Source organism: Gordonia sp. IEGM753, assembly GCF_050321825.1.
In the GTDB taxonomy this organism is placed as follows: Bacteria; Pseudomonadota; Gammaproteobacteria; order Pseudomonadales; family Pseudomonadaceae; genus Aquipseudomonas.
This window is the reverse complement of the sequence record NZ_JBNQGB010000001.1, coordinates 935,276-959,972: the sequence shown is the minus strand read 5'-3', so window position 1 is coordinate 959,972 and position 24,697 is coordinate 935,276. Positions and strand designations below refer to the sequence as shown.

The following is a 24,697-nucleotide window of genomic DNA, read 5'->3' as shown; positions in this document are numbered from 1 at the left end:
TTGCAAAATGATCGAACCCGGCATTTACAAAGACGTCATGAGCTCGTTCCCATCCGGGGTCACGGTGGTCACCACCCTGGACCCGGACGGCGGCATCGTCGGCATCACCGCCAGCGCATTCAGTGCGCTGTCGATTGACCCGGCACTGGTGCTGTTCTGCCCCAACTATGCTTCGGACACTTACCCGATCCTGCGCGACAGCAAGCAGTTTGCGATTCACCTGCTGTCCGCCGACCAGACGGCCGAAGCCTATGCGTTTGCCAGTAAAGGCAAAGAAAAAGCCAAGGGCATCGAATGGCATTTGAGCGAGTTGGGTAACCCGTTGCTGGGCAAAGCAACCGCCATCATCGAGTGCGAACTGTGGCGCGAATACGACGGTGGCGATCACGCCATCATCGTCGGCGCAGTGAAAAACCTGATTCTGCCAGCGCAGCCGGTGACACCGATGATCTACCACAAAGGCAAGCTGGGCCCCCTGCCCGCCCTGACCTGATGTTGAAAATGAACCTGTAGGGATACGGCTTGCCGGCGATGGCGCGTTCAATGGCGCTATCGCCGGCAAGCCGGACGCCTACAAAAAGCGATTCGCAGGTTCCGTTTTCATATTGATCCTTTTTACTTTCAGGAGCCGGCATGAGCCCAGCAGCCTCGCAACTGTTCCGCCAGCAGGCCTATATCAATGGTCAATGGCTGGATGCGCCAGATGGCGCCACCCAGGACATTTTCAACCCGGCCACCGGTGAGCTGATTGGCCGCGTGCCGAACCTTGGCGCCGCCGCAGCCCGTGAAACCATCGCCGCCGCCAACAAGGCGTGGCCGGCCTGGCGCGGTCTGACCGCCAAGGAGCGCAGCAACATCCTCAAGCGCTGGCACGCGTTGATGATTGAGCATGCTGACGCATTGGCGCACATCCTCACCCTCGAACAAGGCAAGCCACTGGCTGAAGCCAAGGGTGAAATTCTCTACGCCGCCAGCTTCATCGAATGGTTTGCCGAAGAAGCCAAACGCATCTACGGCGACACCATCCCCAGCCATAAAGGTGATGCACGAATCGTCGTCAGCAAAGAGCCGATTGGCGTCGTTGCAGCCATCACCCCGTGGAACTTCCCGGCGGCGATGATCACCCGCAAGGCCGGCCCGGCGCTGGCTGCCGGTTGCCCGTGCATCGTCAAACCGGCACCGGAAACGCCGTTTTCAGCACTGGCCATGGCCGCCCTCGCCGAACAGGCCGGGATTCCTGCGGGCATTTTCAACGTGATCACCGGCGACGCCGTGGCCATCGGCGCCGAGCTGACTGCCAGCCCGCTGGTGCGCAAACTGTCGTTCACCGGTTCCACCGCGATCGGCAAATTGCTAATGGCGCAATGCGCGCCAACGCTGAAAAAAGTCTCGCTGGAACTGGGCGGCAACGCACCCTTCATCGTGTTCGACGACGCTAACCTGGAGCGCGCAGTAGAAGGTGCGCTGATCGCCAAGTTCCGCAATGCCGGGCAAACCTGTGTTTGCGTCAATCGCTTCCTGGTGCAGGCCGGCATTCACGATGCTTTTGTTGCGCGCCTGGCAGAGCGCGTGGCTCAACTGAAAGTTGGCAATGGTTTCGCCGACGGCAGCTATCAGGGCCCGCTGATCAACGAGCGCGCCGTGGCCAAGGTCGAAGACCATGTGCAAGACGCACTCGCCCATGGCGCGCAACTGCTGTGCGGCGGTGAACGTCATGCATTGGGACACGGTTTTTTCCAGCCAACGGTACTGGCCGGCATCACCACCTCGATGAAAGTCGCGCGCGAGGAAACCTTTGGTCCGCTGGCCGCCGTGTTCCGCTTTGAAACGGAAGCCGAAGCGGTGCAAATGGCCAACGACACTGAGTTTGGGCTCGCCGCCTATTGCTACACCCGTGACCTGGGCCGCGCCTGGCGCATGAGCGAGGCACTGGAATACGGCATGGTCGGTATCAACGAAGGCCTGATTTCCACAGAGGTTGCGCCCTTCGGCGGCATCAAATCCTCGGGGCTGGGTCGCGAAGGCTCGAAATACGGCATCGAAGATTACCTGGAACTCAAATACACCCTGATGGGCGGACTCGACGACTTCGGGAGCACACAGCAATGAGCAACGAAAAATACCAGCAAGGGCTGAAAATCCGCACACAAGTGTTGGGCGAAGCGTACGTCCAGCGCTCCATCGAAAATGCCGACGACTTCACTCGCCCGCTGCAGGAAATGGTCACTGAGTACTGCTGGGGCCACGTTTGGGGGCGTGAGGGCTTGTCGCTTAAAGAACGCAGCATGATAAACTTGGCGATGATTTCGGCCCTCAATCGGCCGCACGAACTCAAGCTGCATGTGCGTGGTGCCTTGCGTAACGGGCTGAGTCGTGAACAAATACGCGAAATTCTGCTTCAGGTCGGTATTTATTGCGGTGTCCCCGCTGCCGTAGACAGCTTCCGGCTTGCCCGTGAAGCTTTCGCCGAAGCCGATGCCGAGGCCTCCAGTTAACCCTTGGCTGTTTGATCTGACCGGAGCACGGACGATTTCATGATCGAGGTGCTCTTTTTGCATGGACAGCCACACTCAGAGCGGACCCCATGAAACGCCTGCCACTCGACGACAGCTTCAAGGTCAATCGCAACCCCGTTACCCTGCGCGAAATCGTGCTGGATAAACTGCGAAGCGCCATCATGAACTTCCAGCTTCTGCCGGGAGACCGTCTGGTCGAGCGTGATTTGTGCGATCGCCTGGGCGTCAGCCGCACCTCTGTCCGCGAAGCCTTGCGCCACCTCGAATCCGAGGGCCTGGTGGAATTCGCCGACGCCAAGGGGCCTCGCGTTGCCATCATTACGCTGTCCGATGCCGGTGATATCTACGAGCTGCGTTGCGTGCTCGAAGGCCTGATCGTTCAGTTGTTTACCCTGCGCGCCAAGGCCAAGGACATCAAGGCCCTGGAAAAAGCCCTCGAGGAAAACCGCAAGGCGCTCAAGGATGGCGAACTGCAGCAGGTTATCGATTCGGTTCAGGGCTTCTACGACGTACTGCTTGAAGGTTCGGGCAACCATGTTGCGGCGACCCAGTTGCGTCAGTTGCAAGCACGCATCAGCTATTTGCGGGCGACGTCGGTGTCCCAGGAAAACCGTCGCGGCGCCAGCAATCAGGAGATGGAACGCATGGTCGAAGCCATCAAGAGCGGTGATCCGCTGGCCGCTCACCAGGCGTGCGTCGACCACGTACGCGCAGCGGCAACCGTTGCCCTCGATTACCTCAAGCGCAAGCAGGAAGAAACCGGCGAAATCCCGCTGATTACCCTGCCCATCGCGCTTAAAGAACCGCGCATAGGTCGCTGAACATGTTCAGCCCGAGCTTTTGCCCAAAGTGTGGTGGCAACGACCTCAGGTCGCAGCTACCGCCGGGCGATACGCACGAGCGCCTGATGTGCTGCGGTTGCGGCTATATCCATTACATCAATCCGAAAATAATTGCCGGTTGCATCATCGAGCAGGACGGCAAATATTTACTGTGCCAGCGCGCGATACCGCCGCGCCCTGGCACCTGGACGCTGCCAGCAGGCTTCATGGAAGGTGGCGAAACCACCGAGCAAGCCGCGCTGCGCGAGGTCTGGGAAGAGAGCGGCGTGCGAGCGGAAATTGTCTCGCCCTACTCGATTTTCAGCGTGCCGACCATCAGTGAGGTGTACATCATCTTCCGCGCTATCGCGTTGGAGATCACCGGGCAATTCGGTTCTGAAACGCTCGACTACAAATTCTTTGCGCCTGAGGATATTCCTTGGGAAAGCATCTATTACCCGGCGATCCGGCAGATTCTCGAACGGTATATCGAGGAGCGTCAGGCAGGCGTCTACGGTATCTACATCGGCAACGACGACACCGGCAAGATCCACTTCATCCGTTGAACCCGCCCCCAACCCCGTAGGAAACCGGCTTGCCGGTGATGGCGATCTCACGGGCGCCATCGCTGGCAAGCCAGACTCCCACGGATCGGTGGCGAGCCCCGGATTTATGCCGCTAACGCAAATCCCGTAGGAAACCGGCTTGCCGGTGATGGCGATCTCACGGGCGCCATCGCTGGCGAGCCAGTCTCCTACAGGTCGGTGGTGATTCCCGGATTTATGCCGCTAACGCAAATCCCGTAGGAAACCGGCTTGCCGGTGATGGCGATTTCACGGGCGCCATCGCTGGCAAGCCAGTCTCCCACGGATCGGTGGCGAGCCCCGGATTTATGCCGCTAACGCAAATCCCGTAGGAAACCGGCTTGCCGGTGATCGCGATCTCACGGGCGCCATCGCTGGCAAGCCAGTCTCCTACGGATCGGTGGCGAGCCCCGGATTTATGCCGCTAACGCAAATCCCGTAGGAAACCGGCTTGCCGGTGATGGCGATTTCACGGGCGCCATCGCTGGCGAGCCAGTCTCCTACGGATCGGTGGTGAAGGCCGGGATCGATAACCAGAGCTATGCCGGCGCCACGCCCTCGACAATGATCACCTCTGCCTTCGCCACGCCTTCGCGGTGCCCTCTGGCCTCCTGATACTGCTCGGACTGGTAACACGCCACTGCCTGGTCATAGGAGTCAAACTCGATCACCACGCTGCGCTGCGGCGTCGGCCGTCCTTCCATCGCTTCGCTACGTCCTCCTCGCGCCAATATCCGACCGCCATACAACGCAAACGCCGCCGGCGCCCGCTGGGTGTATTGGCTGTATTGGTCCGGGTCGGTGATATCCACATGAGCAATCCAGTACGCCTTCATAGTGACCTCTCGGGTTGTTTTGTATTATGGTATACCACAATACATTTCCATCAAACACTGAGAATCCAGCATGGCCTTCAACAGCATCGAAGAAATCATCGAAGACTATCGACTTGGCAAGATGGTGCTCCTGGTCGACGACGAAGACCGGGAAAACGAAGGCGACCTGCTGCTGGCTGCTGATTGTTGCACCGCCGAAGCGATCAGTTTCATGGCGCGCGAAGCCCGCGGCCTGATCTGCCTGACCCTGACGGACGACCATTGCCAACGCCTCGGCCTGGAACAAATGGTACCGAGCAATGGCAGTGTATTCAGCACTGCGTTTACCGTGTCCATCGAAGCCGCCGTCGGCGTGACCACCGGTATTTCTGCCGCTGACCGGGCGCGCACGGTGGCAGCAGCCGTCGCCGCCAACGCAGGCCCTGCCGATCTGGTGCAACCAGGCCACATCTTTCCACTGCGCGCAAAAGAAGGTGGGGTGCTGACCCGCGCCGGCCATACCGAGGCCGGTTGCGACCTCGCACGCCTGGCCGGCTTCACCCCGGCCTCGGTGATCGTCGAAGTGATGAACGATGACGGCACCATGGCCCGCCGCCCGGACCTGGAAGTGTTCGCGCGAAAGCACGGGATCAAGATCGGCACCATTGCCGACCTGATCCACTATCGGCTCAGCACCGAGCACACTGTGGTGCGTATCGGCGAGCGAGAACTGCCAACGGTGCATGGCACGTTCCGCCTGATCACCTTTGAAGACCGCATCGAAGGCGGCGTGCACATGGCAATGGTCATGGGCAAGTTGCAACGCGACGAACCCACGTTGGTGCGCGTGCACGTGATTGACCCGTTGCGCGACCTGGTGGGCGCCGAGTACAGCGGCCCTTCCAACTGGACGTTATGGGCGGCGCTGCAGCGCGTGGCACAGGAAGGTTGCGGCGTGGTGGTGGTACTGGCCAATCACGAGTCTTCGCAGGCGTTGCTTGAGCGAGTACCACAACTGACGCAAGCGCCTCGGCAATTCAACCGGTCGCAATCACGCATCTATTCTGAAGTGGGTACCGGGGCACAGATACTGCAAGACCTGGGTGTCGGCAAGCTGCGTCATCTCGGCCCACCGCTGAAATATGCAGGTTTGACCGGTTATGACCTTGAAGTGGTCGAGAGCATCGCGTTCACCGATTGATCGCCAGCTGACGCTACCCCAAGCAGGCCGCTGCCTCGCGGCCTGCCTTACAAGAAAACCCGCTTTTGGCTGATAGCCGGTAAGGCAAAGTGCTTGCACAAAGTTTGGAATACCATAATATGATATTCCATAGACCGGACGTTCCAGCCAAGTGCACCCGCCAGGGAAAGCACCCATAACAGTCCTTGGCTCGGTCGCCTTTAGAGGCCAGATGGACCTACTGCTCCCGATAAGCGGGCACTACAAAGCCCGCTCAAAAACACAACAAATGAGGGCGTGAAAATGGTGTTGAACAAACGTGCAACCGCAGTGCTGTTCGCAGGTTTACTGGCCACGGCCAGTCATGCGGCCATGGCGGCTGAAAGCGTCAACTTCGTCAGCTGGGGCGGTAGCACTCAGGATGCGCAAAAGCAGGCCTGGGCCGATCCGTTCAGCAAAGCCAGCGGCATCACAGTGGTTCAGGATGGCCCAACCGACTACGGCAAACTCAAAGCCATGGTCGAAAGCGGCAATGTGCAGTGGGATGTGGTTGACGTCGAAGCCGACTTCGCCCTGCGTGCAGCGTCCGAAGGTTTATTGGAACCGCTCGATTTCACGGTCATCCAGCGTGACAAAATCGACCCTCGATTTGTCTCCGACTACGGCGTTGGTTCGTTCTTCTTCTCCTTCGTGCTGGGCTACAACGAAGGCAAACTCGGCGCCGGCAAACCGCAAGACTGGACCGCCCTGTTCGACACCAAGACCTATCCCGGCAAACGCGCCCTCTACAAATGGCCAAGCCCAGGCGTACTCGAACTGGCCTTGCTGGCCGATGGTGTACCGGCTGACAAGCTCTACCCGCTGGACCTGGATCGCGCCTTCAAGAAACTCGACACCATCAAGAAAGACATCGTGTGGTGGGGCGGCGGCGCGCAGTCGCAGCAGTTGCTGGCCTCTGGTGAAGTCAGCATGGGCCAGTTCTGGAACGGCCGGATTCACGCACTGCAGGAAGATGGCGCACCGGTTGGCGTGAGCTGGAAGCAAAACCTGGTCATGGCCGACATTCTGGTCATCCCCAAAGGTTCGAAAAACAAAGCGGCAGCCATGAAGTTCCTGGCCAATGCCAGCAGCGCTAAAGGCCAGGCGGATTTCTCCAACCTGACCGCTTATGCGCCAGTCAACGTCGACAGCGTGCAGCGCCTGGATTCGGTATTGGCCCCTAACCTGCCGACTGCCTACGCTAAGGATCAGATCACTCTTGATTTCGCGTACTGGGCCAAAAACGGCTCGGCTATCGCGACACGGTGGAACGAATGGCTGGTCAAATGAAAATGACGGTAGCCGCGTCCCGTCAACCCACTCCGACCGGGAGCGCCACTGGCGCTGCCGGTACGACTAGCGGCAAGGCGGCTGTGATGACGCAATCCCCTTCACTCGCTCAACGCTGGCGTGGCGCCGGTAATCTGCTGCCCGCGCTGCTGTTTCTTGGCCTGTTTTTTCTGGCACCGTTGATCGGGCTGTTGCTGCGCGGTGTGCTGGAACCGACACCGGGCCTGGAGAACTACGAACAACTTTTCGCCAACTCGGCGTACGCCCGCGTGTTGTTCAACACCTTCTCGGTGGCCGGGCTGGTGACCTTGTTCAGCCTGTTGCTGGGCTTCCCACTGGCATGGGCGATCACCTTGGTGCCTCGGGGCTGGGGCCGCTGGATTCTTAACATCGTGCTGCTGTCGATGTGGACCAGCCTCTTGGCGCGGACCTACTCCTGGCTGGTGTTGTTACAAGCCTCCGGAGTGATCAACAAAGCGTTGATGGCAATGGGCATCATCGACCAGCCGCTGGAGATGGTGCACAACCTCACCGGCGTGGTGATCGGCATGAGTTACATCATGATCCCGTTCATCGTCCTGCCGTTGCAGGCGACCATGCAAGCCATTGACCCGATGATCCTGCAAGCGGGCTCGATCTGCGGCGCCAGCCCCTGGACCAACTTCTTCCGGGTGTTCCTGCCGTTGTGCCGGCCGGGTCTGTTTTCGGGCGGCTTGATGGTATTCGTGATGTCGCTTGGGTACTACGTGACCCCGGCGTTGCTCGGCGGCGCGCAGAACATGATGTTGCCCGAGTTCATCATTCAGCAGGTGCAATCGTTCCTTAACTGGGGCCTGGCGAGCGCCGGTGCCGCGTTGCTGATCGTCATCACGCTGGTGTTGTTCTACTTCTACCTGAAGCTTCAGCCGGAATCCCCGGTTGGCGCCAGCAACGCGAGGTAAGCCGTCATGCTCCTGACCCCCAATGCCATGAGCCGGCGCATGCGCTTCGGCCTCTACACCACCACGGGTTTGATCGCGCTGTTTTTGCTGTTGCCGATCGTGTTCATCGTGTTGCTGTCATTCGGCTCTTCGCAGTGGCTGGTGTTTCCGCCACCGGGCTGGACGCTGAAGTGGTACAGCCAGTTTTTCTCCAACGCCGACTGGATGAACGCCGCACTGGCCAGCCTCAAGGTTGCAATACTGACGACCATTTTCTCGGTAGCCTTGGGTTTGCCGACCGCTTTTGCGCTGGTTCGCGGACGTTTCCCGGGGCGCGAAATGCTCTACGGTCTGTTTACCCTGCCAATGATCGTGCCGCTGGTGATCATCGCCGTGGCGGTTTACGCGTTGTTCCTGAAACTGGGTTACACCGGGACGATGTTTGCGTTTGTCGTCAGCCACGTCATTGTCGCCTTGCCGTTCACCATCATCTCGATCATCAACTCGTTGAAGCTGTTTGATCAATCGATCGAAGACGCTGCAGTGATCTGTGGTGCTTCGCGCTTGCAAGCAGTGTTCAAGGTGACCTTCCCGGCAATTCGCCCTGGCATGGTTGCCGGCGCCCTGTTTGCGTTCCTGGTGTCTTGGGATGAAGTGGTGCTGAGCGTGATGATGGCCAGCCCGACCCTGCAGACCCTTCCGGTGAAGATGTGGACCACTTTGCGCCAGGACCTGACACCCGTGATTGCCGTCGCATCGACGCTGCTGATCGGCCTCTCGGTGGTGGTCATGCTGATTGCCGCCACCCTTCGCCGCCGTAATGAAATTCGCGCCTGAGCCAGGAGTACGACATGAGTGCAGTGATCAAAGATTTTGCGCAACCCAATGACCAGCCCTTGGTAAGCCTGCGCAACCTGAACAAGTACTACGGCGAATTTGCCGCCGTCGATAACATCTCGCTGGACATCAAGGATGGCGAGTTCCTGACCTTTCTTGGCTCCAGTGGGTCGGGCAAAAGTACGACGCTGTCGATGCTCGCAGGGTTTGAAACCCCAAGCAGCGGCGAGATTCTGGTCAACGGCCAGTCGCTGGTGAACGTGCCGCCGCACAAACGCGATATCGGCATGGTGTTCCAGCGTTACTCGCTGTTCCCGCACTTGTCGGTGCGCGACAACATTGCCTTCCCTTTGGCTATCCGCAAACTCGCCACCGCCGAGCGCGAGCGCCGGGTCGACGCAATGCTGAAACTGGTGCAGCTAGAACAGTTCGCTCATCGCCGCCCCTCGCAACTGTCCGGTGGCCAGCAACAGCGTGTGGCCATCGCACGGGCTCTGGTGTATGAGCCACGCATTCTGCTGATGGATGAACCATTGGGTGCACTGGACAAGAAACTGCGTGAAGACTTGCAGGACGAGCTGCGCCAATTGCATCGACGCCTGGGCATCACCATTGTCTATGTGACGCACGATCAGGAAGAAGCCATGCGCCTGTCACAGCGCATCGCGATTTTCAGCCATGGCAAAATCGTCGGCCTGGGCAGCGGATACGATTTGTACCAGAACCCGCCAAATGCATTTGTAGCGTCTTTCCTTGGCAACTCGAACTTCCTCAAGCTTAAGGCTCAGGGCAACGCGGTGGCATCTTTTGAAGGCCAGTCGCTGTCGATTCGCCTCACATCCGGCCTGCAAACCGAGCAGGATGTACTGCTGATGGTGCGCCCGGAAAAAGCCTTGGCCTTGAGTGTTGAGCAAGCTGCGCAGGAACCGTTGGCAGCTGGCTGGAATGAAGTATCGGCCATCGTTGGCGAGGTGTTGTTTCTCGGTGAAAGCCAGACTTGCGCCGTGAAAACCTTGGGTGGCACGTCAATGACCGTCAAGGCGTTGTCCGCTGCCGGCATGCCGCTCAAGACCGGAGACCCGGTGCGCGTGCGTTGGGCCACGGCAGACGCTTGCGTGTACACCGAATGGGCCGAAAGCGACTTGAACAAGGCCGCTGGCGCACATTGATTTTGCACCGGTTCCATTTCGGTGGCCGGTGACATCAGCATCACCCTCGGGTCGCCACAACGTCGGGTTGTGGCGACCTTTTTTACGGGTCGAGCACGCAGTTCCTAAGGAAACGGGCCTGGTCGCGAAGACTTAATCCCGGCCGACAACTCCATCGCCTGACCAGCCCCCTTCGCGAGCAAGCCCGCTCCCACATTGTTGCGGTGGTGCTCCTCCGGTCTCTACCCGGAACATGACTCGCCCATTGATTCAAGCAGCGTTCTCTTCCTTCGCCAGGCTGTTCATGTCAATCACGAAGCGATACTTCACATCGCCTTTGAGCATGCGTTCATACGCCTCGTTGATGTTCTGGATATCGATCATTTCGATGTCCGAGACAATCCCGTGTTTGGCGCAGAAATCCAGCATCTCCTGGGTTTCCTGAATGCCGCCGATCAATGACCCGGCGAGGCTGCGGCGCTTGAAAATCAAGTTAAACACGGTTGGCGATGGATGCGGGCTGTCCGGTGCGCCGACCAGCGTCATGGTGCCGTCGCGCTTGAGCAGCGACAGGAACGCGTCGAGGTTATGCGGCGCGGCCACGGTGTTGAGAATGAAGTCGAGGGTGTTGGTGAACTTGGCCATTTCATCCGGGTTCTTCGACACCACCACTTCATCCGCGCCCAGGCGCAGGCCGTCTTCACGTTTGTTCGGTGAAGTCGTAAACAGCACCACATGCGCGCCCATGGCGTGCGCAATTTTCACGGCCATGTGCCCGAGACCACCCAGGCCGACCACACCGACTTTTTTGCCAGGCCCGACTTTCCAATGGTGCAGCGGCGAATACGTGGTGATGCCGGCACACAGCAACGGTGCGACCGCCGCCAGATTGGCGTCATCATGGGAAATACGCAGGACGAATTTCTCCTTGACCACGATGCTGTCCGAGTAACCACCAAAAGTGTTTTCGCCACCGAATACCGGGCCGTTGTAGGTACCGGTGAAGCCGTTTTCGCAATACTGCTCTTCACCTTCCGCACAAGACGCGCAGTGCTGGCAGCTGTCGACCATGCAGCCCACACCCGCAAGATCACCCACTTTGAACTTGCTGACATTGCCGCCGACGGCCGTCACCCGACCGACAATTTCATGGCCCGGCACCGACGGGTACAGAGTGTTTTGCCATTCGTTACGCACCGTGTGCAGGTCGGAATGGCAAACGCCGCAATAAAGAATCTCGATCTGCACATCGTCGGCGCCCGGAGCGCGACGTTCAAAGGTGAAAGGCTTGAGCGAGTCCTTGGCGTTATGGGCGGCATAGCTGTAAGTCTTGGTCATTGCGATCACCTTCTAAGTCGGATACTGAATACAAGAGGAGTAGCGTAGTTGCTGAATCGTTCAAGTGGATGACAGTTGCTGTCAATTGGGTGGCCATCTGTCGATAAGCCCGGGCGGCTCAATGCATTGCTTTGCACACAGGATAAGACCTGGTCGGGAACAACCGATGGACGAATCCTGCTGATTTATTGCCCATTCCCGCCGGAATCGGGGGAAAACACCCGTGAAATCGCCATCACCGGCAAGCCGGTTTCCTACAGGATTTGCGGTAAAGACACATCAATCCCGACTTTGATATGCTGAAACCCCACTCGATATGGCATGCCATACTGTTGTTATTTCCAGGAGGAACTGTGAGCAAAGTCATATTAAGCTTCCCCTACTCGGGCGCTGTACAAGCTTTTTTCGCTAAAGAACTAGTGGGCTCTAGTTTCGGCAGCAATCATGGCTACTACAAAACATTATGGGGCAGCAGTAGCCAACACATAACAGGTTTGTCCCTGACGCTTTTTTCACTCTATGACGAAGTTATCTTCTCCCCTGTCGACAACGCGATGCCCGACTCCCAAACTTACTGGGGAGAGGAAGAGTATTATCACCCGGATTTTGGCTTGAGGATGCCGGCACGCCCCTCCTCAATCGGCATGGATTATTATGAGCAAGAAAATTACATCGACTGGGTTTTGTCCGACCCTGTGATAAGTCGGATATTGTCCAGGGCTCCACCGTCTGCGCAACGGCAAATCCTTCTTCAAGTCATCTGCGACGTTGAGTTGTCTCTCAGATTTGCGGCTGAAATCATTTCCTCGAATGGTCGCCGCATGATTATGAGGCGTTTGAGTGTGATCGACCCTCAATACCACAATGTACAAAAGCGCATTGTTGATATATCGGACATGGTCGAAAACAGCGCAGAGTTACTGGTTCCAGATTTTGAGATAACGTCAATAGAACTTCTTCATCGTATAAAAAACGACAAAGAAACTCGCAAATATGGACGCAGCGTCACGTCGATACTTCACTCGAAGGCGTCAAGCGACAGGACTTCACTCCATAGGCTAGCCCTCGAAAGCAACCTGCTAAACAGCAAGAATGAGCAAATCAACACATTCTGCAGTATCAGTGGAAAAATATGTTCTGCGCTTGGTTTTGTGCCGTTAGTCGGACCGTTGTTTAGTGGTATCTCACTCGCCTTGGGAGAGTCCGAACTCGTAAACAATCTATCAAAAAGCAACTGGATCGAATTTAAACCGCATTTATCCAAGCTGAAGACCAAGGTCGATATAGAGTGCGAAATCGTTGCGCACTTAACACGTCCGGGACAGTCCATGTAAACAGAGTAAAAAGACAACAAAGGGGCCACGTATTCTTTCGGAAATCACATGATGCCTGTTGGCATGCACCACCGAACCGTAGGAGACTGGCTTGCCAGCGATGGCGTTTTTGGCATCGCCATCACCGGCAAGCCGGTTTCCTAAGGGATCTGCGTAACCTCCCCTATTTCGGAAACGCCTTCACTCGCGCCTACGGCATTACCAATTTGTAATGTGGGTGCGAAACATTAGGGTATAGCTTCTGCTCCTTGACGATCTAACCAGCAAGAGCACCAGGAGCGATCAAATGGCAGAAAAAATACACAACTATGAAGTTCAAGTAGCCTGGATTGGCAATGAGGGTACAGGGACGTCATCTTATCGCGCCTACAGCCGGTCCCACGTGATTCAGGTAAACGGCAAGAAACCTATTGAGGGATCATCCGACCCCAGTTTTCTAGGGGACTCAACGCGCTGGAACCCAGAGCAATTGCTTATCGCGTCCTTATCGGCGTGCTTCAAGCTGTGGTACCTGGGCCTTTGTGCTGAAACCGCAATTGTCGTGGTGGCCTATGAAGACAATGCGCAGGGAACCATGCTTGAGGAGAGTAACGGCTCGGGACAATTCACCTCGGTTGTTTTGCGGCCGAAGATCTCTCTGGCGTCGGGATCTGATATCGAAAAGGCCAAGGCTTTGATTCAGACGGCTCACGAAAAATGCTTCATTGCCCGCTCGGTAAACTTTCCAGTCAGTCATGCGCCCGACATTTCGATAAGCCCGGACAGCTGAGTAGCCTGAACCCATCCGTCTGCCAACGCTGCTGCAGCCACAAAAAAACCCGCTGACCGTTACCGGTTCAGCGGGTTTTCTTGCAACAGGCCTCTACTTACAAAGCCATGTCACTGGCCGCATTGGGCTTTGGAGCCTGACCGGCGTCAGCCGGAGCAGCCGCCGGAGCACCCAGTTGCGGGATCGCTGGCGGTGGAGTCAGCTGCAGCACCTTGGCGGTGTACGCCCACTCTTCAGCCACTTTCTCAGGACTGCCGTTCAGCTGAGTGCCGTAGCTCGGCACAATTTGATGCAGCTTTTCTTGCCAGGCAGGCGACGCAACCTGATCCTTGAAGACCTTTTGCAGCACGCTCAGCATGATCGGCGCAGCGGTCGATGCGCCTGGCGATGCGCCCAGCAGACCGGCGATGGTGCCGTCAGCGGAGGCGACGATTTCGGTACCCAGTTTCAGCACGCCACCGGCCGCTTCATCACGCTTGATGATTTGCACACGCTGGCCTGCTTGCCACAGGCGCCAGTCTTCGGCTTTGGCATTCGGGAAGTATTCTTTCAAGGCGTTCATGCGGTCTTCGTCAGACAGCATCAGTTGGCCTGCGAGGTACTCCACCAACGGGTATTCCTTGATGCCGACCTTGGTCATCGGCCACACGTTGTGCGTGGTCGTGGTGGTCAGCAGGTCCAGGTACGAACCTTCTTTCAGGAACTTGGTGCTGAAGGTCGCGAATGGGCCAAACAGGATGACGCGCTTGCCGTCCAGGACACGGGTGTCCAAATGCGGTACCGACATCGGTGGCGCACCCACTGAGGCTTTGCCGTAGGCCTTGGCCAGATGTTGTTCGGCGATGGTCGCGTTATCGGTGACCAGGAACGAGCCGCCTACCGGGAAGCCTGCGTATTCCTTGGCTTCAGGGATGCCGGACTTCTGCAGCAGGTGCAGCGCACCGCCGCCCGCGCCAATGAACACGAACTTGGCGTCGGTTTCGCTTTTGCTGCCGTCTTTCAGATTTTTGTAGCTGACGCGCCAGGTGCCGTCTTCGTTCTTGACGATGTCTTGCACTTCGCTGGACAGCTTCAGGTCGAACTTCGGCGTGGTTTGCAGGTGCGCAACGAACTGACGGGTGATTTCACCAAAATTGACGTCGGTGCCGATCGGGGTCCAGGTGGCTGCGATTTTCTGGTTCGGGTCACGCCCCTCCATCATCAGCGGAACCCACTTCTTGATCACCGCCGGGTCTTCGGAGTACTGCATGCCGGCGAACAGAGGGCTCGCTTGCAGCGCTTCGTAGCGTTTTTTCAGGAACTTGATGTTGTCATCGCCCCACACAAAGCTCATGTGCGGTGTGGAGTTGATGAACGAACGCGGGTTCTTCAGCACGCCTTGCTGTACTTGCCAAGCCCAGAACTGACGGGAGATCTGGAACGCTTCGTTGATTTCAACGGCTTTCGGGATCTGAACCTTGCCGTTCTCGTCTTCTGGCGTGTAATTCAGCTCAGCCAATGCGGAGTGGCCGGTACCGGCGTTGTTCCAGCCGTTGGAGCTTTCGAGGGCGACGCCGTCGAGGCGCTCGACCATTTCCATCGACAGGTCCGGCTGCAGCTCATTGAGCCACACGCCGAGGGTCGCGCTCATGATGCCGCCGCCAATCAGCAGTACATCGACCTTCTTTGCCTCTTCCGCGTGAACGGACGTGATCCCCATCGACAAAGCCAGCCCCAGCAGGGCTGTGTTCATTTTTTTAAACATCTGTAGCACCTATGATAAAACGCCATCCGCCCTGCCATTACCACGCCGCCAAACCCTGATTTCACGGCATTCAGGCAGGATGTCGTGAGGGCTCGCACATGATGATTGGAGGGAGGGCACACAAGGCCGATTTAACTGCATCGACCTCAGTTTATATGTCCCTACTGAACTGACTTTTTATCATTATTGGCTTCAGCTACTTGAGCGACAGTGATTCTGTTGGCGCGTCTGTTCCAGACCTGTCGGTCGAGACACGCAAGCCGCTACCGAAAGAAATGTTCTAAGCCGCAGGGTTCAGCAGTGCCTGCAGCGCAAGGGCATTGCGCACGGCAAAACCGCTGGCGGTGTTATCAAAAATGCACCAGCACGGCACAGTTCCTTGCAGATGCTGCGCCAGCAACTTCAAGCGACCGTCGTCGTAGTCGCTGTGATAAATGCGCGGCGAACCGTGCAGGCGCCAGTAACGGATTCCGGGCCAGCCTCCCGGCGTGCTGCCACCGGTGATGGGCGACGGGTCTGCGCCGACTCGGCCGATTTTCTGCTCGACCAACAATGCCTCGGCGTCAAGCCAGCTCTCGTGACGAGGCTCAAGTACCAGCGGCCCTGCATAACGATGACGTAAAGCCTCGAAAAATCCTGCGGCGATGCCTTCGTTGTAAACCAGTGAAGGGGGTAGCTGCACCAGAAGGCAACCCAATGATGGGCCGAGCGCGGTGCATTCGGCCAAAAACTGCTCCAGCAAAGAATCGCAATTCTGTAACCGCTGAACATGCGTAATTTGCTTGGACATTTTGACGGAGAAATGGAATGCCGCTGGTACCGACTGCGCCCAACGCGCATACGTTTTGGGCTGATGCGGGCGATAAAAAGAACTGTTGATTTCAACCGCCGTCAGTCGCGAAGCATAGCGCTGCAAATGCGTACCGTGCTCGGCAAACCGGTGCCAGGAATCACGCGGCAGACTCCAGCCGGCACAGCCGATATTAACGGGTGGCAAGGCGTTCAATAGAGCACCACAGCAGCATCACGCATGAAAATCTCAATAGTCTTGGGCCCTCCCCCGTCAAATGCTTCGACACGTTTTTCAAAAGCCTGACGATCCGTGCCGAGTTGTTGAATATCGCCAATCTTGCCGGCGTATTCGCTACCGAGTTTTTTACCCGGTTCAGTAAGCGCGCTGCAGTGGTTTCGTCGTAGCGCACGTAATGCGCTTCACCCGTTTTCAAATGCAAACCCAGATCAGCGGCGTGGATTGTCTTGTTCACCTGCCAGCTCCTTCCCTCGTCGAAACGCCACCTGCGACCGACTTTTAACTTCGAGGAAAGCCTTCAGCGCAAGTTCGTTTTTTCCTCATCGGCGCACATATCGGGGGCCACGATCGTCAGCCAAGGCCAGCGCTCCTGGTAACTCCTGGCCTTTTGATAGAACCGGTCGGGCTGGCGATTGACCGGGTTCATCCGCAACAAGCCGTGCTCAATGTCGCTAAAACCATAAGGCGCGTAGACCTCGCCGGTGACCACATCAAGGCCCACGCACGTGCCGCTGACCAGGTACCGGTCGACGCCATCCTTCGCTGACTCAAGCCTGGGATAAGCACCGCCAAACCGTTGGCCGTACCAAAGGTGAACCCGCGCCTGGTTCTTGAATTCGATGTTCACACCCAGGTCCTCGAAGAGCGCGCGTGCCGTGTTGATGACGTCGTTTTCGGCTTCCCACGACAGGTCTTCATCAAAGTAAAAAATATCGTAGTCTTTGATGCCCGAGGCGACGTTGTGTCCCGCCTGATGATTCCAAACCGCTTGAAACAGGCACCCGGCCGTCAGCATGCACTGGTCCAGGCCAAGCGCAGGCAAACGTCGCGCAATCTCGGCATTTGCCGGATTGGTCATTGCAATTTCAATCAAACGTTCGGGGGTCAACGTCATGTAATTTCCTTATTGGTTCAACTTCCTGGCGGCGCAAGATACAGCAAAATCCCGGGACCCGAGACCGGGGTCGAGTGTTCCACTTGGCTCGCCGGGCCGCTAAAGTGAAACATCCACACTTCGGACAGGGTGCCTATGGAACAGGTTCATCAGGGAAGCTGCTTGTGCGGCGCAGTGCAGTATCACGTTGCCTGCGAGTTGAAAGCGGTCACCCATTGCCATTGCAGCAAGTGCAGGAAAGGCCACGGTGCGGCCTTCGCGACGTATGCGAGCGCGCCACGCTCAGCGGTTTCAGTCACGGCCGGTGGCGCACAATTGAAAACGTATTACTCGTCGGAAAACGTCGCACGACAGTTTTGTGGCGACTGCGGATCCTGCCTGTTCTGGTCTGACAGCAAGGGAGAGTTTGCAGACTGGGTATCGATCGCCATGGGCACGTTGGATACGCCTGTTGTGAGTCTCAAACAGCGGCACGCCTGCATTGAGTCAAAGGTGCCGTGGTTCTGAGCAACGGGCGTCGGTGTTTTTTAGATTGATTCACGCTTGATCAAACGCCGCGGGCAGCAAAAAACGATCGCCCGTCGGACACCGCTTCCAAATGCACCGCGAATGGCGCATTCAACAGTAAGTTAATTGATTAATGGAAGGGATCGCACTATGACCACGCAAACCGAAACCGCCATTTTGGCCGGTGGCTGCTTCTGGGGTATGCAGGATTTGTTAAGGCGTTATCCCGGCGTTGTCTCGACGCGGGTGGGCTACTCGGGCGGCGATGTACCGAATGCGACGTATCGCAACCACGGCACGCATGCCGAAGCGATCGAAATCGTGTTCGATCCACAACAGATCAGCTATCGGCAGATCCTCGAGTTCTTCTTCCAGATTCACGACCCTACAACACACAATCGCCAGGGTAACGATATCGGCACCAGTTATCGCTCTGCCCTCTTCTATCTCGATGATAAGCAAAAGCAAATCGCGTTGGACACTGTGGCTGACGTCGATGCATCCGACCTGTGGCCGGGAAAAGTGGTCACCGAAATCGCACCGGCAGGACCGTTCTGGGAAGCGGAGCCGGAGCATCAGGATTACCTCGAACGACTTCCCAATGGCTACACGTGTCACTTCATCCGGCCGAACTGGACACTGCCAAAGCGCAACTGAAGTCGTGCTGGAAAAGGGCGGCCACCCATGGGCCGCCCGTTCAGCCAACACCTTTCAAATGCGCCAAAATCCGCTAGGCTGGGTCTCCATTTCTTAAGGATGACCCGGCATGTCCACCCTCTATACCTCTCTGCAAGACACGGCTGCGCCAGAAGGCGTTTGTTACGGCTGCGGCAGTAGCAACCCGCATGGGCTGCACATCAAGAGCGTTTGGGACGAGGATGGCGTGCATGTCGTGGCCGAGCACCTGCCGGATGCAAAATACTGCGGCTGGCCAGATCTGGTGTACGGCGGGTTGCTGGCGATGCTGGTCGATTGCCATTCCAACTGGACGGCGATGGCGTATCACTACCGGGAGGAACAGCGCGCTGCGGGAAGCCTGCCGCGTATCGACTGCGTAACGGGCAACCTGGGCATCAAGTTCATCAAACCCACGCCAATGGGCGTTCCGCTGACGTTGCGGGCCAAGGTTGAAGGTGAGGTCGGGCGCAAGACGCGGGTGATTTGCGAGGTGTATGCCGGGGATGTGCTGACCGCCATCGGCGATTCTGTATTTGTGCGCGTCGACACGGGGCAACTGGCTGCCAACGCACATGGCCGCGAAGCTTAAGCGGTTAGCCGGCACGCCCCTTGCGGGCTGACATGTTGAGTGCAACGGCTTGCAGAATCAGGTCCTTGAGGGCAGCCTCGTCAATGCTTTCACCGTGATGAATGTCTATGGCGCGCCGGGTATTACCTTCCAGGCTGGCATTGAACAGCCCTGAAGGGTCTTGCAGTGAAGCGCCTTTGGCAAAGGTCAGCTTCACGGCGTTTTTGTACGTTTCGCCGGTGCAGATAATCCCTGCGTGGGACCACACTGGCACCCCTCTCCACTTCCATTCCTCAACCACTTCAGGGTCTGCTCGCGTGATCAACGCCCGAACCTGCGCCAGTGTCTGCCCTCGCCAATCGCCCAACTCCTGGATGCGCGCATCGATCAGTTGAGCGGCAGAGCCCGCGTCTGGCGCGGCGGTGTTTGTCTGGTTCATCGTGGTCGCGGCCTCCTTGAAAACGCTAATCAAGTGTTCAGATTAGCGGCCATCGGCCAAACACTTGTGCAGCGCTGACCGATGGTTGAAACCCGTGGCTGGCACCTATCAGGTATTGGTTTTCAGCTTGGTCCACAGGCGAGTGCTCAACCGTGCAATGGCGGCGGGCAGTTCCTCGACGGTGAACAATTTTTCCAACACGTTTTTCGGCGGGTAAATCGCCAGGTCATCCTTCACGGCCGGGGTCACATACGGGTCCGCCGCCAGGTTGGGATTGGCGTAGTGAATGCTGTTACTGATGTTGGCAATGACCTGCGGCGTCAGCAGGTAATTCATGTAGGTGTATCCATTTTTCTGATGCGGCGCATTCTTGGGCATGACCACCATGTCGAACCACAACGTAGAGCCTTCGTCAGGAATCGAATAGGCGATGTCGATACCGTTTTTGGCTTCCTTGGCGCTGGCGGCTGCCTGGACCACGTCACCGTTGAAACCGATCACCGCGCAAACGTTACCGTTTGCCAGGTCGCTGATGTACTTGGACGCATGGAAATACTGGATATAAGGCCTGATTTTCAGCAGCGCCTGCTCCGCTTTCTTGTAGTCATCCGGCTCATGGCTATGCGGCGGCAACCCCAGGTAATTCAGGGTGATGGGTAAAATCTGGGTCGGATTATCGATGATCGCAACGCCGCACTGGCTTAACTTCTTGATGTTGTCTTCATCAAAAAACAGCTTCCAGGAATGCGTGACATCGGTGTTGCCGAATATCGCCTTGATCTTCTCCACGTTGTAGCCAATACCTGCAGTGCCCCACATGTACGGATAACCGTATTGGTTGCCCGGGTCGTTCACTTCAAGTTTTTTCATCAGCGCCGGATCAAGGTTTTTCCAGTTGGGTAACTGGCTCTTGTCGAGCTTCTGGATAGCGCCTGCCTTTATCAATCGGGACAGGAAGTGGTTCGATGGGCTCACCACGTCATACCCGGTGTTGCCGGTCATCAGTTTCGATTCCAGCACTTCATTGCTGTCGTGAATATCGTAAGTCGCCTTGATCCCGGTTTCTTTGGTGAATGCAGGCAAAGTGTCGTCGGCGATGTAGCCGTTCCAGTTGGAAATATTCACCACTTCGTCGGCATAAGTCGCTGCAGAAAACGTCGCCAGTAGCACCATCAGGGAAATATTATTGACGCGCATGTTCAATCACCTTCGTTTTGATGAGTTTTGTTTTTGTCAGCGAGTTGTTCAGATTTCTGTTCTGGCCCTGACCGCTTCCACACGCATGCGCAGCATGGCACCGATGTCGAGTAGCGGTCGCGGCGGAAGCCAGCCTGGCTGTGCCCGGTTGATCACTGACTGCAAAAGCTGCGAGCTTTGACCTGACGACATTTCAGCCAGCAAGCGCCCCCACAGCGTGCCGCGCGCAACGCCTGAACCATTGCACCCAGCCACCGCAAATACCCGGTCATCGACCTTGGCGAAGTAAGGTTGACCGCTGCGCGAGGCGCTCAAATGTCCGGTCCAGGTGTGCTCGATGTCGTGCTCGCCCAGAAACGGAAAGCGTCGTTGCAGGCCGAGCACATGGTGTTGGCGGCGACGCAACAGTTCGCTGTCGCACAGGTCCCGCGAACGATATTCCGCCGTATTGCGGATCATCACGCGTCGATCTGGCGTCAGGCGCACAGTGGCGCCCAGTGGCCGCGTCGACAGCACGCCCCACGGTTGTGGTTCACCTATGGCGGCAAACTCCTGGTCGCTCAGCGGTCGTGTAAGGCTGGCACTGAGTTCCATGGGAAACGTGGCACTGTCCTGTATCCCGGCGCGAGGGATGAAGGCGTTCAAGCACACCAGCACCTGCTTCGCTTCGATATTGCCGTGCAGGCCCAACGCCCTGATGCGCCCGTCATTCAGGCGTTCCATGGCACTGATTTCGGTATGTTCAAACAGCTTTACGCTCCCCGGCAGTGCATCCAGCAAGCCTTTGACGTACTTCGCTGGCTGGAGCAATGCATTGCCGTTACCACACCAGATGGCTGCTTGGTAATGTCGGGCACCGAGTGTGTGAAACAGCTGTTCGCCTTGCAGAAACTGCGCATCGGCACCGACAGCCTTCAGCGTTTCGAGGCGGGACGCGACGTGGGGCAACTTCGAGGGATCGCTCACGGCGAAGAAGTAACCGTCGTCGCGCCAATCGCACTGAATACCGTGACGCGCTATCTGCTGACGCACTTCATCGCTGGCCACCCGGGAAATCTGCGTGTCGAGCTCAAAATCAGCAAAGCCCTTGTTGCCGAGCAACTCGCTATCGGCAGGGTATTCGTGACCTACCACGAAACCCGAATTACGTGCCGAAGCGCCTTGCGCCGCGCGTTGCCGGTCGACAATCACAATTTTTGCCGAAGGGTGCATCTGCGCCAGCGCATGCGCGGCACTCAGCCCGGTGATACCCGCACCGATAATCAGCCAGTCGGCTTTTTCGGGCCCCTTTAAAGGCGAGCGCACGGGAGAATTCCCCGCCTGCGCGATCCAGCCACACACATTGGTCATGCATCACCTCATACGCCTGTCATTTCGCGAGCACCGCACCGCAACCAAATGTCTTTACCGCATGAACATTTTCTTTTGATGGCGGCCTAGCGCTAGAATCTATAAGGCCTTCAGCAATACAACCAACGTTATAATTTCATTCAACCATTCGGAAAACGCATGGATAAGACTCGCCACGTTCCTTCTCTACAGGCCTTACAGGCGCTGGTCGAAGTCTGCGACAGCGGCAGTTTCACGCACGCGGCGCAAAAACTGTGCCTGACGCAAAGCGCTGTCAGCCGAAAGATCCAGCAGTTGGAGAGTCACTTCGACGTGCCGCTGCTGGTGCGCAACAGCCGTAACGTTCGGCTCACACCGCAAGGCGAACAGGTGTTGGCCACTGCGCGCGGGATGTTGGCGCAGTTGGCCGATCTTGAAGAGCGGCTGGCCCCACACGAACGCCCCTTTCGCATACGCATGCATGTGTCGCTGGCGGTTCGATGGTTGCTGCCGAAACTGAGCGAGTTTTATCGGTGTCACCCACAGATTTCGCTGTCGATAGAAACCGTGGCCACGGAGTTAGTAGAGCCCGGTGTCGATAGCGATGCCTACATCCTCTATTTGCCACAGCCATCGGACGACCCCGATTGCCTGACTTTGTTTAACGAAGCGCTGGTTCCAGTGTGTGCCCCCGGGCTCCGCGGCCCCACCCAACCTCTGGAGTCGGTGCACGATCTGGTTCGTTTTGCGCTGCTGCACCGTTCGACGGATAAGAACGACTGGGTCAAATGGCTCGCGGCGAATGGCGGCAAACGGCTGGAAGATTACCGGCACATACCCTTCAACCTTGACGAGTTAGCACTGGACGCGGCAGCGCGCGGTTTAGGGGTTGCCATGACAGACATGACATTGGCGGGGGAATCGATTGAGCGCGGGGTGCTGACCGTACCGTTCGGCCAGCCCTTGAAAACGCGCGGCATCTACGCGTTGAACCTGCAAGCTTCGGCCGCTTCGCATCCGGCCTGCGCAGTGATCATGCAGTGGTTTGCCCAGCAGGCCGAACAGGCGTGAACCTTGGCTTACGTGCCGCGACCGACACCCTCGACAGCGCTTGAAAAAGCGGCACCGGCCTCGCGCACCAATTTTCTCCATTCAGCGCCGTTGATCAGCCCTTGCTGCTCCATTTCATCGGCGGCTTTTAGTAATTCGTCGTACTGCTCCTCGCAATCCATGCGGATTTCCGGCTCTTTCAGCAACTGATACCACGCCGCCAAGGCTTGCCGCTTTCGCTCATCATTCATGGCCACACTCCGAAGTTTGTTGGTACTTGGAATTTTCACCAGGGCTGACCGTTCCTCGTGGCCGACATACGGCGTCAACCAACCATCACGCGGGTAATGCCGATACAAGAATCCAGCGCTGCATTACACATTTGTCATCGAGTTGTCAGCGTAACCAGCAGCCTCGCTTCATACAGTGGAGTCGTCAGTCACCCCAAGCAGGTGACGCGTTTTGCACTGAAGATGATGAGGATCGAAACCATGAAACCACTCAATAAACTCTGCCTTATTGCTGCCAGCGTGATGTTGCTGGGCACAGGCTCTGCCATGGCCGGCCCCATTGCGGCAGTCAAGGCGAATAACGTCGTGCTGGTGCACGGGTCTTGGGCTGATGGCTCCAGCTGGTCGGACGTGATCACTCGCTTGCAAGCGGCCGGCCTGCACGTCACCGCGGTACAGAACCCGCTGACGTCGGTCGCCGACGATGTCGCTGCCACCCAACGCGTACTGAACCAGCAAGATGGCCCGACAGTGCTGGTGGGCCACTCTTACGCCGGCACGGTGGTCAGCGAGGCCGGAGTCAACCCCAAGGTCAGCTCATTGGTCTACGTTGCAGCCCGCGCACCCGATGCGGGTGAAGACTTCGTCGCGCTGTCTGCAAAGTACCCGACGATGCCCGTTCGTTCCGGTACCGAGGAGCATGACGGTTTCATCAGCCTGAAGCAGGACGCTTTCCTTAACTACTTTGCCAGTGACGTGCCGCATGCCAGAGCCATGGAACTCTACGCCGTGCAGCAACCCATCGCCAAAACCCTGTTCACCGACCGCACCACTGTCGCTGCCTGGCACACCAAACCTTCCTGGTACGCCGTTTCCAGTCTCGACCAGACCATCAACCCGGACCTCGAACGCTTCCTCGCCAAGCGCATGGGCGCGACCACCATCGAGCTGCCGTCGAGCCATTTGTCGTTGGTGTCCCATCCCAAGCAAATCGCTGACTTGATCCTCGAAGCGTCGGGCCGTCAGCCATAACGCCCGTTTCATTAATGACAGCTTTGTCATTGAACTGTTGGTCGGCTGTTGGCTTCGCCTGTTTAACCTGAACTCACTGCCAGGCAAAGCACCGGCAGCCACCCAAACCTGAATAGAGAGAACGGTCATGAAAATGTTAATCCTTGGTATAGCTGCCCTCCTCGTCACTGGCTCGGCGTTTGCCGACGTCCAGCCCACCGCCCCGTTGATCCACGACAAGACCGGTTTCTTCGTGCACATGGACGTCGACCAGGTCCTGTCCAGCACCAATATTTCGGACAAGTGCGGGCTGATTCCGGCGCGGCTGGATTACCTCGATCATCAGGGCCGCGAGCACGTACTGGATTACCGGGTCGACGGCACCGGCTGCACCAATGATCATTGATCCAGCTACACTGGCGCCAACT

28 protein-coding genes are annotated in these 24,697 nt (G+C 57.5%); 18 read left to right on the top strand and 10 right to left on the bottom strand.

Features of this window, described 5'->3' with window-relative positions:
- Window positions 1-7 precede the first annotated feature (7 nt).
- The 5 genes from ACQR3R_RS04405 to ACQR3R_RS04385 all read left to right on the top strand — a co-directional run bounded on the left by ACQR3R_RS04405 (window position 8) and on the right by ACQR3R_RS04385 (window position 3,903).
- Window positions 8-493 carry a flavin reductase gene (locus tag ACQR3R_RS04405; protein WP_428270791.1) on the top strand — a complete coding sequence of 162 codons (486 nt, stop codon included), beginning with the start codon at window positions 8-10 and terminating at the stop codon, window positions 491-493.
- A 140-nt stretch (window positions 494-633) separates the two neighbouring features.
- Window positions 634-2,109 (top strand): succinate-semialdehyde dehydrogenase, encoded by a 1,476-nt coding sequence (locus ACQR3R_RS04400; protein WP_428270790.1) that lies wholly within the window; start codon window positions 634-636, stop codon window positions 2,107-2,109.
- The gene (locus tag ACQR3R_RS04395; RefSeq protein WP_428270789.1) at window positions 2,106-2,495 is read left to right on the top strand and encodes a carboxymuconolactone decarboxylase family protein; all 390 of its coding nucleotides are present in this window, start codon (window positions 2,106-2,108) and stop codon (window positions 2,493-2,495) included. Before ACQR3R_RS04400 ends, ACQR3R_RS04395 begins: the two co-directional genes overlap by 4 nt.
- A gap of 89 nt (window positions 2,496-2,584) precedes the next feature.
- Window positions 2,585-3,337, top strand: coding sequence for an FCD domain-containing protein (locus ACQR3R_RS04390; protein ID WP_428270788.1), 753 nt, complete (start codon window positions 2,585-2,587; stop codon window positions 3,335-3,337).
- Window positions 3,338-3,339: 2 nt separating this feature from the next.
- Window positions 3,340-3,903 (top strand): NUDIX domain-containing protein, encoded by a 564-nt coding sequence (locus ACQR3R_RS04385; protein WP_428270787.1) that lies wholly within the window; start codon window positions 3,340-3,342, stop codon window positions 3,901-3,903.
- 557 nt (window positions 3,904-4,460) lie between these two features.
- Here the strand turns inward: ACQR3R_RS04385 and ACQR3R_RS04380 are convergent.
- On the bottom strand, window positions 4,461-4,757 hold the full coding sequence (locus ACQR3R_RS04380) for a DUF1330 domain-containing protein (RefSeq protein WP_428270786.1): 297 nt from the start codon (window positions 4,755-4,757) through the stop codon (window positions 4,461-4,463).
- A 70-nt stretch (window positions 4,758-4,827) separates the two neighbouring features.
- Between ACQR3R_RS04380 and ribBA the strand changes: the two genes are divergently transcribed.
- The 5 genes from ribBA to ACQR3R_RS04355 all read left to right on the top strand — a co-directional run bounded on the left by ribBA (window position 4,828) and on the right by ACQR3R_RS04355 (window position 10,171).
- Window positions 4,828-5,937: a bifunctional 3,4-dihydroxy-2-butanone-4-phosphate synthase/GTP cyclohydrolase II gene (ribBA, locus tag ACQR3R_RS04375; RefSeq protein ID WP_428270785.1), complete on the top strand. Its 1,110-nt coding sequence runs from the start codon at window positions 4,828-4,830 to the stop codon at window positions 5,935-5,937.
- A gap of 282 nt (window positions 5,938-6,219) precedes the next feature.
- Complete coding sequence (locus ACQR3R_RS04370; protein ID WP_428270784.1) at window positions 6,220-7,245, top strand: extracellular solute-binding protein; 1,026 nt, start codon at window positions 6,220-6,222, stop codon at window positions 7,243-7,245.
- An 86-nt stretch (window positions 7,246-7,331) separates the two neighbouring features.
- Window positions 7,332-8,186 (top strand): ABC transporter permease subunit, encoded by an 855-nt coding sequence (locus tag ACQR3R_RS04365; RefSeq protein ID WP_428270783.1) that lies wholly within the window; start codon window positions 7,332-7,334, stop codon window positions 8,184-8,186.
- 6 nt (window positions 8,187-8,192) lie between these two features.
- Window positions 8,193-9,002 (top strand): ABC transporter permease subunit, encoded by an 810-nt coding sequence (locus tag ACQR3R_RS04360; RefSeq protein ID WP_428270782.1) that lies wholly within the window; start codon window positions 8,193-8,195, stop codon window positions 9,000-9,002.
- 14 nt (window positions 9,003-9,016) lie between these two features.
- The gene (locus ACQR3R_RS04355; protein ID WP_428270781.1) at window positions 9,017-10,171 is read left to right on the top strand and encodes an ATP-binding cassette domain-containing protein; all 1,155 of its coding nucleotides are present in this window, start codon (window positions 9,017-9,019) and stop codon (window positions 10,169-10,171) included.
- Window positions 10,172-10,420: 249 nt separating this feature from the next.
- On the opposite strand, the gene ACQR3R_RS04350 is transcribed toward ACQR3R_RS04355, so the two are convergent.
- Window positions 10,421-11,488, bottom strand: a complete 1,068-nt coding sequence (locus ACQR3R_RS04350) for a zinc-binding dehydrogenase (RefSeq protein WP_428270780.1) — start codon at window positions 11,486-11,488, stop codon at window positions 10,421-10,423.
- Between the two features lie 353 nt (window positions 11,489-11,841).
- Here ACQR3R_RS04350 and ACQR3R_RS04345 point away from each other — a divergent pair, with 353 nt between their 5' ends.
- Both ACQR3R_RS04345 and ACQR3R_RS04340 read left to right on the top strand, forming a co-directional pair.
- Window positions 11,842-12,822 (top strand): hypothetical protein, encoded by a 981-nt coding sequence (locus ACQR3R_RS04345; RefSeq protein ID WP_428270779.1) that lies wholly within the window; start codon window positions 11,842-11,844, stop codon window positions 12,820-12,822.
- 286 nt (window positions 12,823-13,108) lie between these two features.
- Window positions 13,109-13,591 (top strand): OsmC family protein, encoded by a 483-nt coding sequence (locus tag ACQR3R_RS04340; protein WP_428270778.1) that lies wholly within the window; start codon window positions 13,109-13,111, stop codon window positions 13,589-13,591.
- 97 nt (window positions 13,592-13,688) lie between these two features.
- Here the strand turns inward: ACQR3R_RS04340 and mqo are convergent, their stop codons facing one another.
- From mqo to ACQR3R_RS04320, 4 genes are all read right to left on the bottom strand, one after another.
- Window positions 13,689-15,323 carry a malate dehydrogenase (quinone) gene (gene mqo / locus ACQR3R_RS04335; protein WP_428270777.1) on the bottom strand — a complete coding sequence of 545 codons (1,635 nt, stop codon included), beginning with the start codon at window positions 15,321-15,323 and terminating at the stop codon, window positions 13,689-13,691.
- 292 nt (window positions 15,324-15,615) lie between these two features.
- Window positions 15,616-16,332: a DUF72 domain-containing protein gene (locus tag ACQR3R_RS04330; RefSeq protein WP_428270776.1), complete on the bottom strand. Its 717-nt coding sequence runs from the start codon at window positions 16,330-16,332 to the stop codon at window positions 15,616-15,618.
- Complete coding sequence (locus tag ACQR3R_RS04325; protein WP_428270775.1) at window positions 16,319-16,600, bottom strand: hypothetical protein; 282 nt, start codon at window positions 16,598-16,600, stop codon at window positions 16,319-16,321. Before ACQR3R_RS04325 ends, ACQR3R_RS04330 begins: the two co-directional genes overlap by 14 nt.
- Before the next feature lie 63 nt (window positions 16,601-16,663).
- The gene (locus tag ACQR3R_RS04320) at window positions 16,664-17,260 is read right to left on the bottom strand and encodes a nucleotidyltransferase family protein (protein ID WP_428270774.1); all 597 of its coding nucleotides are present in this window, start codon (window positions 17,258-17,260) and stop codon (window positions 16,664-16,666) included.
- A 135-nt stretch (window positions 17,261-17,395) separates the two neighbouring features.
- Between ACQR3R_RS04320 and ACQR3R_RS04315 the strand changes: the two genes are divergently transcribed.
- From ACQR3R_RS04315 to ACQR3R_RS04305, 3 genes are all read left to right on the top strand, one after another.
- Window positions 17,396-17,767 carry a GFA family protein gene (locus ACQR3R_RS04315; RefSeq protein WP_428270773.1) on the top strand — a complete coding sequence of 124 codons (372 nt, stop codon included), beginning with the start codon at window positions 17,396-17,398 and terminating at the stop codon, window positions 17,765-17,767.
- Between the two features lie 150 nt (window positions 17,768-17,917).
- Window positions 17,918-18,424, top strand: coding sequence for a peptide-methionine (S)-S-oxide reductase MsrA (gene msrA / locus ACQR3R_RS04310; RefSeq protein WP_428270772.1), 507 nt, complete (start codon window positions 17,918-17,920; stop codon window positions 18,422-18,424).
- Between the two features lie 109 nt (window positions 18,425-18,533).
- Entirely contained in the window at window positions 18,534-19,034 is a 501-nt protein-coding gene (locus ACQR3R_RS04305) for a PaaI family thioesterase (RefSeq protein ID WP_428270771.1), read from the top strand.
- 4 nt (window positions 19,035-19,038) lie between these two features.
- On the opposite strand, the gene ACQR3R_RS04300 is transcribed toward ACQR3R_RS04305, so the two are convergent.
- From ACQR3R_RS04300 to ACQR3R_RS04290, 3 genes are all read right to left on the bottom strand, one after another.
- A complete protein-coding gene (locus ACQR3R_RS04300) occupies window positions 19,039-19,452 on the bottom strand; it encodes a DUF1801 domain-containing protein (RefSeq protein ID WP_428270770.1) in 414 nt (137 codons plus the stop codon).
- Window positions 19,453-19,560: 108 nt separating this feature from the next.
- Window positions 19,561-20,649, bottom strand: coding sequence for an extracellular solute-binding protein (locus ACQR3R_RS04295; RefSeq protein ID WP_428270769.1), 1,089 nt, complete (start codon window positions 20,647-20,649; stop codon window positions 19,561-19,563).
- A 48-nt stretch (window positions 20,650-20,697) separates the two neighbouring features.
- On the bottom strand, window positions 20,698-21,954 hold the full coding sequence (locus ACQR3R_RS04290) for an FAD-dependent oxidoreductase (protein ID WP_428270768.1): 1,257 nt from the start codon (window positions 21,952-21,954) through the stop codon (window positions 20,698-20,700).
- Between the two features lie 204 nt (window positions 21,955-22,158).
- Between ACQR3R_RS04290 and ACQR3R_RS04285 the strand changes: the two genes are divergently transcribed.
- The gene (locus ACQR3R_RS04285; protein ID WP_428270767.1) at window positions 22,159-23,049 is read left to right on the top strand and encodes a LysR family transcriptional regulator; all 891 of its coding nucleotides are present in this window, start codon (window positions 22,159-22,161) and stop codon (window positions 23,047-23,049) included.
- Window positions 23,050-23,057: 8 nt separating this feature from the next.
- On the opposite strand, the gene ACQR3R_RS04280 is transcribed toward ACQR3R_RS04285, so the two are convergent.
- Entirely contained in the window at window positions 23,058-23,279 is a 222-nt protein-coding gene (locus ACQR3R_RS04280; protein WP_428270766.1) for a hypothetical protein, read from the bottom strand.
- 240 nt (window positions 23,280-23,519) lie between these two features.
- On the opposite strand from ACQR3R_RS04280, the gene ACQR3R_RS04275 reads away from it, so the two are divergent.
- Together ACQR3R_RS04275 and ACQR3R_RS04270 are read left to right on the top strand one after the other, a co-directional pair.
- Window positions 23,520-24,290, top strand: a complete 771-nt coding sequence (locus ACQR3R_RS04275) for an alpha/beta fold hydrolase (RefSeq protein ID WP_428270765.1) — start codon at window positions 23,520-23,522, stop codon at window positions 24,288-24,290.
- A 127-nt stretch (window positions 24,291-24,417) separates the two neighbouring features.
- On the top strand, window positions 24,418-24,675 hold the full coding sequence (locus tag ACQR3R_RS04270) for a DUF2790 domain-containing protein (RefSeq protein ID WP_428270764.1): 258 nt from the start codon (window positions 24,418-24,420) through the stop codon (window positions 24,673-24,675).
- Window positions 24,676-24,697: the final 22 nt, after the last annotated feature.